General features: G+C 72.7%; 15 protein-coding genes. 6 read left to right on the forward strand and 9 right to left on the reverse strand.

From position 1 onward, the window contains the following. Positions 1–383 precede the first annotated feature (383 nt). Positions 384–3,275, forward strand: coding sequence for a helix-turn-helix transcriptional regulator (locus GNZ18_RS21130; protein ID WP_173390844.1), 2,892 nt, complete (start codon positions 384–386; stop codon positions 3,273–3,275). On the opposite strand, the gene GNZ18_RS21135 is transcribed toward GNZ18_RS21130, so the two are convergent. Then, the gene (locus tag GNZ18_RS21135) at positions 3,226–4,194 is read right to left on the reverse strand and encodes a hypothetical protein (protein ID WP_156218261.1); all 969 of its coding nucleotides are present in this window, start codon (positions 4,192–4,194) and stop codon (positions 3,226–3,228) included. The genes GNZ18_RS21130 and GNZ18_RS21135 overlap by 50 nt on opposite strands. Positions 4,195–4,598: 404 nt before the next feature. On the opposite strand from GNZ18_RS21135, the gene GNZ18_RS21140 reads away from it, so the two are divergent. Beyond that, positions 4,599–5,489, forward strand: a complete 891-nt coding sequence (locus GNZ18_RS21140) for a 4Fe-4S domain-containing protein (protein ID WP_156218262.1) — start codon at positions 4,599–4,601, stop codon at positions 5,487–5,489. 30 nt (positions 5,490–5,519) lie between these two features. Here the strand turns inward: GNZ18_RS21140 and GNZ18_RS21145 are convergent, their stop codons facing one another. Beyond that, a complete protein-coding gene (locus GNZ18_RS21145) occupies positions 5,520–5,972 on the reverse strand; it encodes a VOC family protein (protein WP_156218263.1) in 453 nt (150 codons plus the stop codon). A gap of 233 nt (positions 5,973–6,205) precedes the next feature. Between GNZ18_RS21145 and GNZ18_RS21150 the strand changes: the two genes are divergently transcribed. Beyond that, positions 6,206–6,577, forward strand: a complete 372-nt coding sequence (locus GNZ18_RS21150; protein ID WP_156218264.1) for an SH3 domain-containing protein — start codon at positions 6,206–6,208, stop codon at positions 6,575–6,577. A gap of 397 nt (positions 6,578–6,974) precedes the next feature. On the opposite strand, the gene GNZ18_RS42345 is transcribed toward GNZ18_RS21150, so the two are convergent. After that, a complete protein-coding gene (locus GNZ18_RS42345) occupies positions 6,975–7,133 on the reverse strand; it encodes a hypothetical protein (RefSeq protein WP_156218265.1) in 159 nt (52 codons plus the stop codon). A 63-nt stretch (positions 7,134–7,196) separates the two neighbouring features. Between GNZ18_RS42345 and GNZ18_RS43215 the strand changes: the two genes are divergently transcribed. Further along, positions 7,197–7,325 (forward strand): hypothetical protein, encoded by a 129-nt coding sequence (locus GNZ18_RS43215; RefSeq protein WP_281378061.1) that lies wholly within the window; start codon positions 7,197–7,199, stop codon positions 7,323–7,325. Between the two features lie 428 nt (positions 7,326–7,753). Here GNZ18_RS43215 and GNZ18_RS21170 read toward each other — a convergent pair whose 3' ends face one another. Together GNZ18_RS21170 and GNZ18_RS21175 are read right to left on the reverse strand one after the other, a co-directional pair. Next, positions 7,754–8,329 carry a fascin domain-containing protein gene (locus tag GNZ18_RS21170; RefSeq protein ID WP_156218266.1) on the reverse strand — a complete coding sequence of 192 codons (576 nt, stop codon included), beginning with the start codon at positions 8,327–8,329 and terminating at the stop codon, positions 7,754–7,756. A gap of 239 nt (positions 8,330–8,568) precedes the next feature. Next, the gene (locus GNZ18_RS21175) at positions 8,569–9,138 is read right to left on the reverse strand and encodes a TetR/AcrR family transcriptional regulator (RefSeq protein ID WP_156218267.1); all 570 of its coding nucleotides are present in this window, start codon (positions 9,136–9,138) and stop codon (positions 8,569–8,571) included. Positions 9,139–9,205: 67 nt separating this feature from the next. Here GNZ18_RS21175 and GNZ18_RS21180 point away from each other — a divergent pair, with 67 nt between their 5' ends. Next, on the forward strand, positions 9,206–9,703 hold the full coding sequence (locus tag GNZ18_RS21180; RefSeq protein WP_156218268.1) for an FBP domain-containing protein: 498 nt from the start codon (positions 9,206–9,208) through the stop codon (positions 9,701–9,703). Between the two features lie 41 nt (positions 9,704–9,744). Here the strand turns inward: GNZ18_RS21180 and GNZ18_RS21185 are convergent, their stop codons facing one another. From GNZ18_RS21185 to GNZ18_RS21200, 4 genes are all read right to left on the reverse strand, one after another. Next, complete coding sequence (locus GNZ18_RS21185; protein WP_156218269.1) at positions 9,745–10,167, reverse strand: BP74-related protein; 423 nt, start codon at positions 10,165–10,167, stop codon at positions 9,745–9,747. Between the two features lie 155 nt (positions 10,168–10,322). Next, positions 10,323–11,438, reverse strand: a complete 1,116-nt coding sequence (locus GNZ18_RS21190; RefSeq protein ID WP_156218270.1) for a hypothetical protein — start codon at positions 11,436–11,438, stop codon at positions 10,323–10,325. Then, on the reverse strand, positions 11,353–12,519 hold the full coding sequence (locus tag GNZ18_RS21195; protein WP_156218271.1) for a hypothetical protein: 1,167 nt from the start codon (positions 12,517–12,519) through the stop codon (positions 11,353–11,355). Before GNZ18_RS21195 ends, GNZ18_RS21190 begins: the two co-directional genes overlap by 86 nt. 684 nt (positions 12,520–13,203) lie before the next feature. Continuing rightward, the gene (locus GNZ18_RS21200) at positions 13,204–13,698 is read right to left on the reverse strand and encodes a luciferase domain-containing protein (RefSeq protein ID WP_156218272.1); all 495 of its coding nucleotides are present in this window, start codon (positions 13,696–13,698) and stop codon (positions 13,204–13,206) included. A 241-nt stretch (positions 13,699–13,939) separates the two neighbouring features. Between GNZ18_RS21200 and GNZ18_RS21205 the strand changes: the two genes are divergently transcribed. Continuing rightward, the gene (locus GNZ18_RS21205) at positions 13,940–15,793 is read left to right on the forward strand and encodes a substrate-binding domain-containing protein (RefSeq protein WP_156218273.1); all 1,854 of its coding nucleotides are present in this window, start codon (positions 13,940–13,942) and stop codon (positions 15,791–15,793) included. Positions 15,794–15,797: the final 4 nt, after the last annotated feature.

Consider the following 15,797-nt stretch of genomic DNA (forward strand, 5'->3'; position numbering starts at 1 on the left):
GGCGGCATCGTCCGCCCGTCCGTGCGGGGACCGAGCCGGATGTGGTCACATCCGCCGCCCGTCCGACACGGTCGCAGCGATGATCACTCGTCGTGTTCGGGACGCCACCACTCGTGGATTGTGTCGCCGCCGGACCGGGTGCATACTTGCCAGAGTTGACACCCCTTGCCAAAACGATCTCGACTCGCTTGTTTACTTGCGCAACAGATCTGGAAATATTTCCGCCGTCGCCGACAGGGGCGTTCCGTGCGGAGCATGAAGCCACTCCCACCTGGGCTCATGCAGAGCCGGCGGCCTATTCGGCCGGCCCTCGCCGGGGCGGCCGCCGAGCAGCTCCCTATATTTCAACGCGCGTTTGGCAAACAATTCCGGAGCGTGTGCGAGTGAAGAGCAAGTTCCCTTCGAACCAGTGGGACGACCGCCTGGACGGCGTGCACGCCGCCGTCGGAAGGGCGGACTCCCTCCTCGGCGCCCCCTCGTTACACGCTCCGCCGCTCGTGGGACGCGACGCCGAGCTGCGTTCCGTCGACCGGTTCCTCGACCGGACGGCCGCGCACGACCGCGGCGGCAGCGTCGTGATGGCGGGCGCGCCGGGCAGCGGCAAGACCCGGCTGCTGGAGGAGATCGGCAGGCGGGCGCAGCCCTTCTTCACCGTGCTGCGCTGCTCGGGGACCCCCGCCGAGCGGACGATCCCTTTCGCGGGCCTGCACCAGCTCCTCTTCCCGCTGCGCCACCACCTGGACCGCCTGCCTGGCACGCAGGTCGCCCTGCTCAACGGCGTCTTCGGCCTCTCCGAACCGCCCCGGGGGCGGCTGTCGGCGCCCTGCGCGGCGCTGGCCCTGCTCGTGCTCGCGGCCGAGCGGTCGCCGCTGCTGCTCCTGGTGGACGACGCCCACCGGCTGGACGAGGCGTCCCTGGACGCGCTCGCCTTCGTGTCGCGGCGGCTGCGGAACCTGCCGGTCGCGATGATGTTCGCCACGCGGGAGCACGAGCCCCGCTCCCCGCACCTGCACGGCCTCCCCGAGGCGCGGCTGGAACCGCTCTCCCCCACCGACACGCGCCTGCTCATCGCGAGGGTCACCGCCGCCGCACCCCGGAACGCCCCTGTCCCCTGCGGCGGGGTGCCGCCCCGCCCGCGCCCGCCCTTCCACGACCGCCCCTGGATCGACCGCATCGCGCAGGAGTCGGCGGGCAACCCGCTCATCGCCATCGAGCTGGCCGCCGCGCTCGGCGCGGGCGGGCGGGACGACGCGTCCGAGATACCGCCGAGCCCCCGGCTGCGCGCGACCTTCGGGGACCTGCTGTCCGAGCTGCCCGAGCCCACCCGCTGGCTGCTGCTGATCGCGGCGGCCAACGACAAGGACGACCTCGGCACGACGCTGTCGGCGGCCTCGACGCTCGGCCTCGGCACCGGCGAGCTGGCCCCGGCCGAGCGGTCGATGCTGGCGACGGTGGACGGCGACGAGCTGTCCTTCCAGCCGCCGTTCCTGCGCACCGTCGTCTACCGCAACGCCACCGTCGCCGAGCGGAAGACCGCGCACGGGGCGCTGGCCGAGGCGACCGCCGCCAGCCCGCACCGCCGGGTCCACCACCTCGCCTCCGCCGCGCACGAGCCCGACGAGGCGGTGGCCCAGCAGATCAGCGAGGGCGCGGGCCACGCCCGGCAGGTCGACGGGATGGTCTCCGCGCTGCACGTGGTGGAACGTGCCGCCACGCTGAGTCGCGACCCGGCGACCCGGTCCCGCTTCCTCATCGACGCCGCGAGCTGCGCGTGGCAGGCCGGTCTGCCGCTGCGCGCCCGCGCGCTGGAGCGGCAGATCGCCCACCCGGCCGGGGACCCGCGCCTGCTCGCCACCGCGCGGCTGCTGCGCGGCACCATCGCGCACGCCGAGGCGGCCGCCGGCACCGGCGCCGGGCACCGCGTCCTGCTCGCGAGCGCGCTGGAGACCGCGCGCGCCGAACCCGTGCTGTCCGCCCGCCTGCTGCTCACGGCGGCCCGCACCGCGCTGGACGCCGGGCATCGGGGGCATCTCGCCGAGATCGGCGGACGGCTGCTGGACCTCGCGCTGGACGCGGGGCATCCCGCCAAGCGGTTCGGCGCCGCGCTGCGCCGCATCGCCGACCGGGACCTGCGGCACGCGGGCGACGTCGACGCGATGGCGGCCGGGCTGCTGCGGCTGACCGCGACCGGCGAGCCGGTGGCCTGGCCGGCCATGCCGCCGCACGTCCCGACGATGGGCGCGGGGGCCCGCGACGCCTTCGCCCAGACGGTGCGGGAACTGCGGGCGCAGGGCGCCACCGGCACGCTGCCGCTCGCCGCCGTCCCGCTCATCGCGCTGGACCACCTCGCCGGGCGGTGGGACGAGGCCGCCGCCCTCGGCGCGGAGGTGCTGGCGCTCGCCGAGCAGACCGGCCAGCGGGCGATGACCGCCAGGGTCCGGGTCATGCTCGCCCTGGCGGCGGCCGCGCGGGACCCCGGCGGGTGCCGCGACCTGGTGGAGGGCGCGCTGCGCTCCTCCGCCTCGGGCCACGACCGCGCCGCCCACGCGATGGCGCACTGGGCGCTCGGACGGTCGGCCCTGAGCGCGCGCGACCCGTCCGCCGCCATCCCGCACTACGCGCGGATCACCTCGCCGGACGACGGCGCGCACCACTACCTGACCGCCTTCCTCGCCTGCCCCGACCTCGTCGAGTGCCACGTCATGGCCGGGCAGCTCACCGAGGCGCGGGCGCTGCTGGAGTCGGCCGAGGAGTGGCGCCTGGACGACTCCGCCCCCCACCTGCTCGGGCCGATGCTCCGCGCCCGCTCCCTGGTGGCGTCCCGGGCCGAGGAGGCCGAGCGGCTGCTGGACGAGGCGATCCTGCGCTCCCGCGAGTGCCCGTTCGAGCGGGGCCGCGCCGAACTCCAGCTCGGCAAGCTGCTGCGCAGGCAGCGGCGGATCAAGGACGCGCGGCGGCACCTGCACGCGGCGGTCGCCGCGTTCACCGCGCTGCGCGCCGAGCCCTGGCTCGACCAGGCGTCCGCGGAACTGCGCGCGGCGGGCTACGCGCGCCCCTCCACCGGCGAGGGCCTGCCGGGCGCCGCCACCCGCCTCACGCCGCAGGAGCTGCGGATCGCCCGGTTCGCCAGCGAGGGGCTGACCAACCCCGAGATCGCGCTGCGCCTGTCGATCAGCTCCAGCACCGTCCGGTACCACCTGTCCAAGATCTTCCAGAAGCTCGACATCACCTCGCGGCGGCAGCTGCTCCGTTCGAACCTGGTCCTTGTGGAGTGATCCCCGCGGCCCGTCCCGGCCGCGCGGGCACGCCGTAGACCATCGCGTGGACGGCCTCCTCCAGCGTCAGACCGTCGGCGTCGTCCACGCGCTCGACGCAGCCCCGGAGGAGGGCCAGCAGCGCGGTGCCCGCGAGGGAGCGTTCGCCCTTCCGGTCGATCACCTCGGCGCGCGGGTCGGCCAGGTCCCGCAGGGCCACGCCCTCCATGACGGCGGTGACGAGGTCGACGAAGTCCCCGATCGAGACGCCGCGGCGCAGCCGCAACCTCCGCGATTCGAGCAGGTCGCCGCAGATGTCCTTCCACGGATCCAGGACCTCGCGGTAGTTCTCGGCCATCGCCTTCTGGATCACCGGGTCGTTCTCGGCCGCCGCCGTGGCGAAGATCTCCATCCGGAAGCGCGGCCGGTCGACCAGCGTCAGAAGGTTCCAGTACCCGAGCCGGTGGATCGCGTCCACGAAGTGCGCGCCGTCCTGGAGGTCGTCGAGGATGTCGACGGCGTCGGCGGCGTCGCAGTGGGTGGGGTGGTAGGCCCACAGGCCGAACCGCAGCAGGTCGGCGATGAAGTCCGAATGGCTGGCCCAGGTGGAGCGCAGCGTCGAGACGCTCCCCACCCGGGGGAACGGGGCGGGGTTGCGGGCGACCTCGGCGGCCACGGTCCGCTGCGACAGGAAGGCGAGCAGCGGGCGCTGGAGGGACGAGTCGTCCTCGGGGTCGGCCAGCGTGCGCACCGCGCCGGGCCCGAGGTGGTTCTCGATCAGCCGCACGCCCGCCGCGAGGTAGGCGGCGGTGACCGGGTCGTTGGCCAGCCGGGCGCGGCTGGCCGGGGTCCGCCGGTCCAGCCGCCGTAAGACCTCCGACAGGTCCTGGTCGTAGGGATAGGGCAGCTGCTGCTTCAGGGCGGGTCGGCGATCCTCCATCGCCCCATCGTGTGCCGCACGCCGCCGCCTGTACAGGTGCGCGGGTGCGCGGTATCGCGCACCCGCGCGCTCCCGGCCGCGCCCTCGCGCCCGGGGCGCGGACACCGGGCCTCCGCGCGGGTTAGAAACGAAGGGCGGGGGCAGCGGCCGCGCCGATCGGTCGGACGGTCGGCACGGCCGCTGCGGCACGTCCGCGACATACCGGACGAACTATCCACGCGACCATTCCGCGCCCTCCGCATTCGCCGCCGCACCGTCTTGCCGGCAATCCAGAGTGATCACGGACGCGGTGGAGAGATACGAATGCGCAATGAATAACAAGGTGCCGGGCCTCTTCCATTTTCCGCGGCCCGCGGGCGACCCTTGTGCGGTCGGAGACCGAGGGGCTAAGGAGAGAGCCGCACATGCGCGAGGCGCTTTCGCACGAGAACGGCTGGTACGTGGACGACCGCTGCACGAACTGCGATGTCGCGCGCCAGTTGGCGCCCGATCTGATCGGGGAGGTGAACGGCCGTTCGGAAGTGCTCCGCCAGCCGCGCGACGAGGCCGAGCGGCGCCTGCTGGAGATGACCGCGCACGCCTGCCACACGCGTTCGATCCGCCCGCCGTCCGGGGCGCTGGACGCGGCGCTGGACCCCTTCCCCCTCAGGCTGGACGACGGCGTCCACTTCTGCGGCCACAACTCCCAGCGGACCGCCGCCGCCAACGCCTACCTGCTGCGCCGCCCCGACGGCACCGTGCTGATGGTCGACACCCCGCGCTGGAGCCGGTCGCTCGCCGCGCGCTGGCAGGAGCTCGGGACCGTCACCGACATCCTCCTCACCCACCGGGACCACGCCGCCCACGGCCGGACCTACGCCGACCACTACGGCGCACGGCTGTGGATCCACGAGGGCGACCTGGACGCGGCGCCGGACGCCGACCGCGTCCTGCGGGGCCTCGACCCGGTCGAGATCGTCCCGGGCGTCGTCGCCCATCCGCTGCCCGGCCACACCCGGGGAAGCGTCCTGTACCTCGCCGACGAGCGCCACTGCTTCAGCGGCGACAGCTTCTACTGGTCGCGCACCACCGGCGACATCGAGGTCGCCGAGCACGTCACGTGGTACTCCATCGAGGTGCTGGCCGCGTCGCTGTCCCGCACGGTCGGCCGGCTCCGCTTCGAATGGCTGCTGCCCGGCCACGGCGACCGCAGGCGGCTGCCCGCCGAGGAGATGGCGCGGCGGATGAAGGACCTCGCCGAGCGCACCGGGAGACTCCGTCCCACCCCGGTCGACTTCTCGGCCCACCGCTGGTGACGTCCGGTCCGGGCCCCGCCCGGCGGGGCGCTACGCCGCGCAGAACTCGTTCCCCTCGGGGTCGCGCATGAGCCACCAGTGCCCGGCGGGCCCCTGGTCGATCTCGCGGACCCGGACCGCCCCCAGCCCCTCCAGCCGGGCCACCAGGTCGTCGAGCCCGCCGGGCGGGCTGTGGACGTCGATGTGCAGCCTGTTCTTGCCGGACTTCCCCTCGGGCACGTCCTGGAAGAGCAGCCGCCTGCCCCGGCCGACGCCGCTCACCTCGTCGTAGGGGTCGTCGGGATGGCGGATCGCCGCGTAGCCGCGGAAGGTCCTGCGGCCGCGGTGCTCGGTGACCGCGTCCTCGGTGATCTGCCCGGCGGCGAGCAACCGCTCGATGAGCGCGCCGGGATCCTCCACCTCGTACTCCAGGGCCGCGGCCCAGAAGTCGGCGAGGACGGGCGCGTCCGCGCTGTCGATGACCAGCTTCCACGTCAGTGCCATATGTTCCCCGCTTTCTGGAAGCGATCACCTTACCCGCTTCCGACCTGGGGATTCCCTTCGCCATCCGGCTGGTCGTCCGCTGGACGCAGGAGCCGGGCCGTTCGTCGCGGTGCGGGGGCGGGCGAGGAGTCGGCGCGCGCCGGAGAGGGCATCGCCAAGGCCGAGCCTCAGGCTCGCCGGCGATCCCGTCCATTCGGGTCGCCGACGGATTCGGTTCGTTCGAGGGAACTTCAATGAAACATCAGCACAGAGTCGCGGCGATCGTTCTGGCGGGGGTGGTCGGCGCCGGAGGCGCCGCGGTGTCGCCCGCGCTCGCGGACCCGGGCCACCGCCCGGACGCGCAGGCACCGGCGGCGCCCGCCGTCGCCGCCTATCCCAGGGGGAAGGTCATCTCCCACGGCCGGCTGGCGGTCAGGGCCAAGCCCACCACCAAGTCCAAGCGCCTGCGCTGGCTGCAGCCGGGCCAGGTCATCAGCATCAAATGTTGGGTGAAGGGGCAGGCCGTCCACGGCGACAGCAAGTGGTACCGGCTGCCGACGACGAAGCGGGAATACGTCTCGGCGCACTACATCAAAATCATCAAGGGGAAAGTGAAGCACTGCTAGCGGCGCGCCCTCCACGGCGCTTGTAGGCGCCGGGAAACCGATCGCTCCGGCCACCGGTCGCCGACCACCCTGCACGATGTTCCACACCCGCTCTCCCGGATTCCCCGCTCGCGGCATCGCGATCGGGAACGCGCCGGGCGGGTGGTGGCGGCCGGTGGCGTTTTTCGACCTCATGCCGTATCCGGGAGCGGCTCCTCGTTCCCGCGCGCGGCCGATCCGAACATCCGGCCCCGACTCGACATGGTCCCAGGTGAACGCGCCGGGATGCGCGGTCTCGAACTCGCGCCGCAGCGCCACGGGGTCGTGGTCGCTCACCAGCGTGAACCCCTCGCCAGCCGCGCGTACCGGGCGAAGATCCGCGAATGGCGCAGCGCGCGCGGGATCTCGCGGACGTCGATCACGTCCGGACGCTCCAGCCCGCCGCCGTCCAGCAGCGTCTCCAGGTCGGCGGCCAGCGTGCCGACGGCGGCACCGGGCCACCGGGCGCCTCTCCGCGCTGCTCGCCGACCTGGACTTCGCGCCCGAACCCGGCCGCGACGCGATCCGGCTGCGGCATTGCCCGTTCCTGGAGTGGGCCGAGGAGTACGGCCCGCTCGTCTGCGACGTCCACCTCGGCCTGATGCGCGGCGCGCTGGGGGAGCTCGGCGCGCCGGTCAGGGCCGGGCGGCTCGAACCGTTCGCCGAGCCGGACGTCTGCGTCGCGCGGCTGGACCGCGCCACCCCCGAGAGAGGCGAGGCACGACCGTGAACCAGGCCGCGGGCGCCACGGCGGGCGCGCTGACCTTCCTGTGCTCGGGATGGTGCTGGGCATCTCGTTCCTGGAGGCACCGCTGAAGTTCCGCGCGCCGGGCGTGACGATCCCGGTCGGGCTGGGCATCGGCCGCGTCGTCTTCTGCGCGCTGAACCTCGCCGAGATCGCGCTGGCCGCCGCCGCCGTGCTGCTCGCGGTGCGGATCGGCGCCGTCCGCCCGCGGCTCACCAGGCGGTCGGACCGTGTCCTCGCGGGCGAGACCGATCTCCCCGGTCGCGCGGCCACCTTTACTACATCGGGTTGGAGGCCGCGAAGGTCGTTCTGCTCGTCGTGCTGGGAATTACGGTCCTGGCCGCATGACGTTTCCGGGACAGCCAGGAATCAGGCGCCCCGGAAACGCCTCCGTCATCGCCGGACGAAGGGGCTCAGAAGGCGCCCAGCCGGAACTTCTCCCATGCGCCGATCTCGCTCGCCCGCGCGCGGAGCATCGCGTACTCGCGGCCGCGGTAGCCGAGCTCGGCCGACACGAACTTGCCGTTGGCCTGTGACTTCAGCGCGTACAGGTTCTGTGCCTCGTTGTAGTACAGGTCGAACTTCTCCCAAGCGTCGGCGACGTCCGCCCGCGCGCGCAGCATCCCGTAGGCATTGCCGCTATAGCCGAGCTCGGCCGACACGTATTTGCCGTTGCCCTCCGACTTGACCGTCCAGGTCGTGTCGGTCCCGCTGAGGGCGAACCTCTCCCACGCGTCGGCGACGCCCGCCCGCGCGCGCAGCATCCCGTAGTCGCGGCCACCGTAGCCGAGCTCGGCCGACGCGTATTTGCCGTTGGCCTCGGACAGGAGGGTGCAACAGCCGTTGATTCCCTTGCCGAAAGGCGAATTCGCCGCGGTCACCAATCTGAAGCGGTCCGTGGTGGCGGCGGACGCGCCGGCGGGCGTGACGGAGCCCAGCAGCGCAAGGGCGGCGACCATGAGCAAGGCCCTGATCATCAGGCGACGCATGAAGATCCTCCTCGTCGGTGATCCCCGGCGTTTCCGGGCGGCACCGCCCCGAATGCTCAGTGATCAAGGTAGGGGCGCGCAATAGGCGGTTTCAGCGATCAGCACGCGTAGTGTCCACTTGTGGACCGGCGCGCCTTGTATCACCCAGCACGGCGAGACGGAGCCGCCATTCCCGTGACCGGATGCGGTCCTTTGGGAACGGTCCCTTTCTATTTCGCGCTGAATTCGCACCGTCGGCATCACTCCGAGGGCCAGTTCCGCAGAGCGCCGTCGAGGGCGTCGAGCGTCCTGGCCCAGGACGCGTCCACGTCGCGCGGGCTGTGCCTGAACCCGCCGGCGGTCTCCAGGCTCACGTAGCCGTGGAACGTGCTGTGCAGCATCCGTACCGCGTCGGTCTCGGCGGGCTCCGGCAGGCCGTAGCCGCGCAGGATCGCCCGGGTCATCTCCGAGTGCCGGCCCGCCGCGCTCCGCTCCGCCGTCTCGCGGTCCATCCACACCTGCATGGCGGCGTACCTGCCGGGATGCCGCTTGGCGTAGTCGCGGTAGGCGCTCGCGAAGGCCACGAGCGCGTCCCTGCCCGCGCGTCCGGCCACCGCGTCCGCGACCCGGTCGGCGAGTTCGGCGAGGCTCAGCACCGCGACGCGGGTCCGCAGGTCGCGCGCGTTCCTGAGGTGCGAGTACAGGCTCGCCTCCCGGACCCCGAACCGGCGCGCCAGCGCGGCGACGGTCACGGCCTCGACACCGGCCTCGTCGGCGAGCTCCGCCGCCGCCCTGGTCAGCCGCTCGGCCGTCAACCCCGCGCGTGCCATGAGCCCACCCTTCCTAAGAGGTTAAGGAATTTGCCTAACCATATTAGGAAGACTAGCCTCGCCGCACATGAGACCGCTCACCGAGCACGACGTCCGCACGTCGTTCGTGAACTGCTCCAAGGGCGAGGCCGGACGGCTGCACCTGCCCAGGGACTTCACCGACCTGCCCTGGGACGACCTGGACTTCCTCGGGTGGCGGGACCCCGCCGCGCCCGAGCGCGCCTACCTGGTCGCCGAGCGCGGCGGCCGCCTCGTCGGCGTCGCGCTGCGCGGCTCGTCCGGCGCCAAGCGCGGGTTCACCGCGCGCAGCATGTGCTCGTTGTGCCTGACCACGCGCACCAGCGGCGGCGTCGCGCTGATGACGGCGCGCCGCACCGGCGAGGCGGGCCGCCAGGGCGACTCGGTCGGCCACTACCTGTGCGGCGACCTCGACTGCTCGTTGTACGTGCGGGGCCGCAAGCATTCGGTCGCGGGGGGCGACCTCGACGAGACCCTCACCGTGGACGAGAAGGTCGCCCGCGTCCGCGCCAACCTGGAGGCGTTCCTGACCAAGGTCACCCGGTGACCCCGGGACGGACAGCGACCGTCCCGGGGCGTCCCCTCGCTCTAGTGCGAGATCGGGTCCAGCGAGGTGATCACCGCGTCCCAGGGGCAGAAGTACCCGGCGCCCCAGTTCGGCCCGTCCACATAGGACGGCCGACCGTCACAGACCTCCGTGGTCGCGTCGGCGAAACCGAAGTTGTTCGGGTCGATGGACCACTGGTAGGGCGAGTTGACGTCCACCACGCCCCAGTTGATCTTTCCGTTCGGAATGCTGGGCCCGGAGCCGCCGTTGAGCAGCGCCTCGGCCTGGTCGATGTCGTCCTGGTCGACCAGGCGGACCTTGTAGCTCTCGCCGCTCACATTGAAGGTCGCCACGTACTGGGTGTCCTCCGGCGCCGCCCCGGTGTCCGCGATGGCGGACGTGGCGGACCCCAGCAGCAGCCCCAGGGCGACCGCGCCGCCGGCGAAGAACGTTTTCGGAGTCATGGTCTTCCTCCTCCTTCGATGACCGTGCCTCGACGCTAGAAGTCAGGGGCCGCGCGAACGATCCAGCCAACGCGCCGATCCGCAGTACAGGAGGCTGTACCTGGAGGCGCCGCCCCGCGCGAACGTCCAGCGCGACACGGCCAGGAGGCCCCCGGTCAGTGCCCGTCGGCCCTCTCGGCCTCATCGCTGCGCTGGGCGAGTTCCAGTGCCCGCGTCGGCATTCCGGCGCTGCGCATCACGTACCAGAAGGGCGCCACGGTCGCCGGGCCGGAGCCGGAGACTTCAGCGATCACCCGTCCGGCGTACCTCTCCGCCTCCTCATGCGCCGCGATCCCCTTCAACGCGTTGAGGACGACGGCCACGTCACCGGCATCGCGGGCCGGGGCATAGGCGGCGGCACGCTCCGCGAGAACGCTCGCCTGCTCGGTCATCCCGGCATGCGACATCGCCTCCAGAAGACGGGCCACATCGGTGACCTCCGTGACGGGCATACCCTCGGCGACGCGTTCGACGAGCGCCTCAGCGTGCTTCCGCATCCCCTCGTCGCGCATAGCGTCCAGAAGGCAGATCACGTCGGTGGCGCGCTGGAGGGAGGTGGCCGCCACCACGCGCCCCGCCAGCGTCTTGGACTGCCGCGCCATTCCCGACCGCCGCATCAGGACCAGGAGCCGGGCCACACTCGTGGTGTCGTGAACCGGACCGTGGGCGGCCGCGCGCGCGGCGAACCGCGAGGCCGCCCCCTCCACTCCGGCATCAAGCATCAAGCTCAACAGGCGCACCGTGGTGGCGGCGTCCACGATGGCGGTGTGTCCGGTGATGCGTCCGGAGAGCAGCACCGTGGGTCTGTCCATGCCTCCGATCCGCAGTGCCTCCAGGAGTTCCACCATGGCGCCGGGGTCGCGGACGGGCGTGTTGACGACCACGCGTGCGGCGAGCACCGTCGCCTGCTCCATCGCGCCCACCCTGTACATCTCTTCCAGGAGTCGGGCCATGGTCACGGCCCCGCTGACAGGAAGGTGCACGGCCGCCTGTTCGGCGAGGGCCATCGCCTGCTCCACGGCGCCCGCCTTCCGCATCGCCTCCAGGAGGCGGATCACGCTCGTGGCGTCATCGAACGAGGCATGGGCGACGATGCGCCTGGAGAGTTCTTCCGCCGGCCGATCCGCGCCCGCCTTCTCCATCACTTCAAGCAGCCGGATCACGTTCGTGGTCGAACGAGCGGAGGTGAAGAGGACCGGAACCTCCACCGCGGCGCGCCCGATGAGCGCCAACGTGTGCTCCTCCGTCGCCGCCGCCCTGCGCACGGCGTCCAACAGGCGAATCACATCGTGGATGCTCCGGAGAGGGGTGACGGCGGCGGACCGCCCCGCGAGCGTTCGCGCCTGCTCCTGCCCGCCCACACCGAGCATCGCGTCCAGCAGCCGGATCACGTCGGATGGGTAGTAGACGGGGGTGGTCGACCGCCGCACGCCCCGCGAGCAGCACGGCCTGGCTTCGCGTACCCGCCTTCAGCATCGCCTCCAGCAGGCAGGCCACATCTGCCGTGTCGCGCACGAACGCCTCGGCGGCCACACGGTCGGCGAGCACCTCGACCTGCTCGCGCATGGCGGCCTTCAGCATCGCGTCCATAAGGTCGGTGACGGCGTTGGGGTCCGTCAGGTCGATGCCTCTGAGGAAGTCGTGCGTGGCGGGAAGCGCGGGGCCTTCGAGCTGGTCGAGGAGCCGTTCGAGATGGTGGCATCGCGATTCGGCATCGGCGGCCCGCTCGCGTGCCCGAGCCAGCCGGGACGCGAGAGCGGCGATCTCCTGGTCGAGGTGGTCCTTCTCGGCACGCGCGGCCATCCGGTCGGCGTCCCATGCGGCACGCAGCCGCTCGTGCTGCTCCTTCAACTCGCCGACCTGACGGACGCGCTCGGCGAGTTCCTCCTCGATGCAGCGCGCGTAGCGTTCGGCCTCGTCCCGCCGGATGACGGCGATCTCCAGTTCGTCACTGGCCAGACGCCGCCTGTACTCGCCGGGCTGGGCGGACTCCAGCGCCGCCGGTTGCAGCCCGATCAGGTGATCGCGGACGTCCTTCGAGACCTCCTTGCCCCGCTCGGCCAGGAGGGTCAGCAGAGTGTTCAGGAACCACTGTTCGCGGGGGACGCGCTTGCCGTTGAGATAACGCGAAAGAGTGCCCTTGTCGATGGGGTAGCGCCCGGCGAACCGACTCAGCGACATCCCCGTGGCGACCCAGATCCTGCGCAGCTCGTTCGTCCAGGCCAGCACCTCGGGGCTTAACCCGGGATCCAGTGGCTTGAACCCGGTCGGTGTCCGGGGCGCAGCCGAGGTGCTGTAGGCGATGTCGGTCATGCCCTTCATCATCGGCTCCCGGCCCCGCCCGCGCAGGGTATGCCCGGACTCCGGTGTTGCCACCTGCGCGCAACCCGGCGGCGCCTCCTGTTGCGGTCTGGCGCAACGCCTCGTGGGGGTGGCCTCATGGAGGCCCCGCGTCGCTCCGGCGCGGGCCTCGGCAAGGAAGGTCCCCATGCGCCCGTCACCTCCCCCGGACAGGATGATCGGGCCGCGCGCGGCGGTCATCCTGGCGGCGTCCGCCGTCGTCGGCGTGGTCGCCGGTGGGCTCACCTGGTGGGGGACCAGGTCGGTCGTTCAGGCGCTGACGGCCGGCGCCGCGGCCGGGGGCGCGTGCGGGCTGCTCGAACGCCTCATCGCAGGCCCCGGTCCTTGCGCGTGCCGCCCCGGACGTCCGCGGAGGTGCGACGGTCGTGCCCGCGGGCGGAAGTGAGGGCCCTCCAGAGGCGGTGTTCGTCGGAGGTCAGGGGGTGCCAGCCTTCCGGATGGGCTCTCGGCAGGTCCGGGCCGGTCCATATCTGGTGCTCGGCGCAGTGGCCGTGAGCGAGGACCGCCATTCTGCTCGCGTAGCCGAGCAGGGCGGACGCCAGTTTGAGGGCTTTCGGCGGTACGGCCACGCAGTAAGCATCCTGGGCCGTTCTAAAGCGCCTCTAGTGGACCATTGGACCGGCCCGGTCCCGCCGGCTAGGGATGCGGTTGCGCGTCCAGGGTCCAGGGGAGGTCGAGGGGGGCCGGTTCGCCCCGGCGGGCGGGCGGGACGCCGTCGCGGGCGAGGATCCGCCGCCCGCGCACGGCGGGGCGCACGTGCGGGCAGTCCCGGACGCCGTGCCGGTACGGGCCCCGAGCGGACTCGTTGGCCTGGATGGCCAGGCTGACGAGCGACTGGAGCAGGAAGAGGTCGTTGTCGGTGTCCAGGTGCACCTGGACCCAGCCTGAGTCCGGGGGGATGATGACACGATCGGTCGCGGTGAGAGCATCGGTCATGCGGCGGGCGACCGACTCGGTGAGGAGCACCTCGGCCATGTTCCCCTGGTGCAGGTGGACGATCTGCCTACCGTGGACGGCGAGCGCGCGGCCGGGCGGACAGTCGGCGCGGCAGGCCGTCAACGGCCAGTCCCGGAACCGGCCGAGCGCGAGGTCGGCGTAGCAAACGGAGCGTGGGCTGCGTCCTCGTCTCATGGTTGCCAGCGTTGCCGGTTACCCGGGCGTAGCGGTGGACAGGGGACATCCTGGTTCGATTCGGCGGTTCCTGGTGTCTTCCAGGAATTCGTGGACCGTTCTGGAAGCGTCCAAGACGGGGCCGCGCGCCGACCAGTCGGCCACCAGTACGCGAACTTCTGGGGAACTCCGGGATCTTGCGCCCGTTCGGCCTGCATCGTAAGGGTTCGCCTCGTTGCGGTGTCGAGGCGGGCATAAGTGGATGGAGCAGGCGTTGGACTCCTATCTCGACCAGAAAGCGGATTTTCACCGTTATCTGGTCGGCCGGCTGGGAGAGAGCGGCGCGGCGGCGCTGGCGCGGCACACCGGCCTGCTGGAGGTGACGGCGCGGGCGCTGCTCGACGGCGAGTTCCTGTCGTGGGAGGTCGTCAGCGCGTGCCTGGCGGCGGCGGGCGTCGACAGCGGCGAGGTGGGGCAGGCGCGGCGCCGGTGGGCGGCGGTCGAGCACGCGATGTGGGACGAGCGGGGCGACGCCCTGCGCGCGGCGTTCGAGCAGAACGGGCACGCCAAGCCGGCGCGGCTCGTCGAGGCGCACCAGCGGGAGGTGCCCTGGCGGCGGCTCATGGCGCGGCTGCCGGTGACGTTCAAACCGTGGGTCGAGCCGGCGTTCGGGACCGGGCGCAGGCTGCCCGACCCGGCGGCGGCCAAGGACATCCGGGACTTCTACGCGCTGCTGCGGGAGCTGCGCGCCTGGGCGGGCTCGCCCCGGCAGTCGGAGATCGAGAAGCGCTCGTGGGGGACGCTGCCGGACGCCACGATCAGCGCGATGCTCCAGAAGGACCGCTGGCGGACGCCCAGCGACCGGGACCTCGCCCGGGTCGGGTACTTCGCGACGGCCTGCGGGCTCCCCCGGACGGAGGTGACGCGCTGGGTCGAGGCGTACGAGCGCGTCCGGCACGTCCCCCCGCCGGACGACCTGGCCATGGCCCGCGCTGAGGCGGCCGAGCTGAGGTCCGGGCTCGCCGCCGCCCAGGCCGAGGCCGACAAGCTCCGGAAACGGCTCATCGCGTATACGGAGCAGCCTTCCGAGGCCGCTCCCCCGGAGCCCGACGCGGAGACACCCGGCGCGCGGGAGCCGTGGGGCGTCCGCGGGCGGTGGACGGCGGTGGCCGCCGCGGCGGTGGTGTTCGCCGCCGGAGCCGGGACGGGCGCGGTCCTCGGGCGCGGGTCGTCCGCCGAGGCGCCGATGTGCTTCCGCGGGAAGCTGCGGCTGGTCGGCTCCACCGCGTTCGAGCGGACGGCGGCCGTCCTGCGGCGCGGCTATGAGGACCTGTGCCCCGACGCGCGCGTCAGCGTGGAGGCGGTCGGCTCCAACGAGGGGGTCCGCGTGCTCACCCGGGACAACGCCGGGGCGACGGTCGCGATGCACGACGGGCATCTCCGGGCCGATTCCGACGAGGTCCGGCTGCGGGGGTTCCGGGGGTTCCCGGTGGCGCTGGTGGGGTTCGCGGTCATCGTCAACAAGGACACGAACGTGACGGGGCTGAGCGTCCAGGAGCTGAGGTCGATCTACGCGCGGGACTCGGGGCCCACCAACTGGAGGCAGGTCCCGGGCGGCGCGAACGTCCCGATCCGGCTGGTCAGCAGGACGGAGGGCTCGGGGACGCGGGGGATCTTCGAGGAGCGGCTGCTCGACGAGCCCGAGCCGGACCTGTCGTCGGGCGACTGCCGGCGCAAGGACGAGATCCGCGCGAGCTACCGCACCATCCGGTGCGAGCGCAGCAGCCAGGGGCAGGTGCTGGAGACGGTCAACACGGTCCCCGGCACGATCGGCTACGCGGAGCTGCACGTGGCGGGGGACGCGCGCCGCTACCCGAACGTGCGGGTCCTCAGCCTGGACGGCCGCAGGGCCGGGGGCCCTCCGGCGATGGGGACCTATCCGTTCGTCGCCCCGGAGGTCTTCTACACCGCCGGTCTGCCGCCGAACGGCAGCCCGGCGGCGGCGTTCCTGACCTTCCTCGCCGGTGCCGAGGCCCGCGGGATCCTGCAGCGGGCGGGGTCGTCGGTGTGCGTCGGCGCGGACGCGCAGGTCGTCGCCCGCTGCCAGGTCACCTGAACGC

It is taken from the genome of Actinomadura litoris, assembly GCF_009733595.1.
Taxonomy (GTDB): domain Bacteria; phylum Actinomycetota; class Actinomycetes; order Streptosporangiales; family Streptosporangiaceae; genus Spirillospora; species Spirillospora litoris.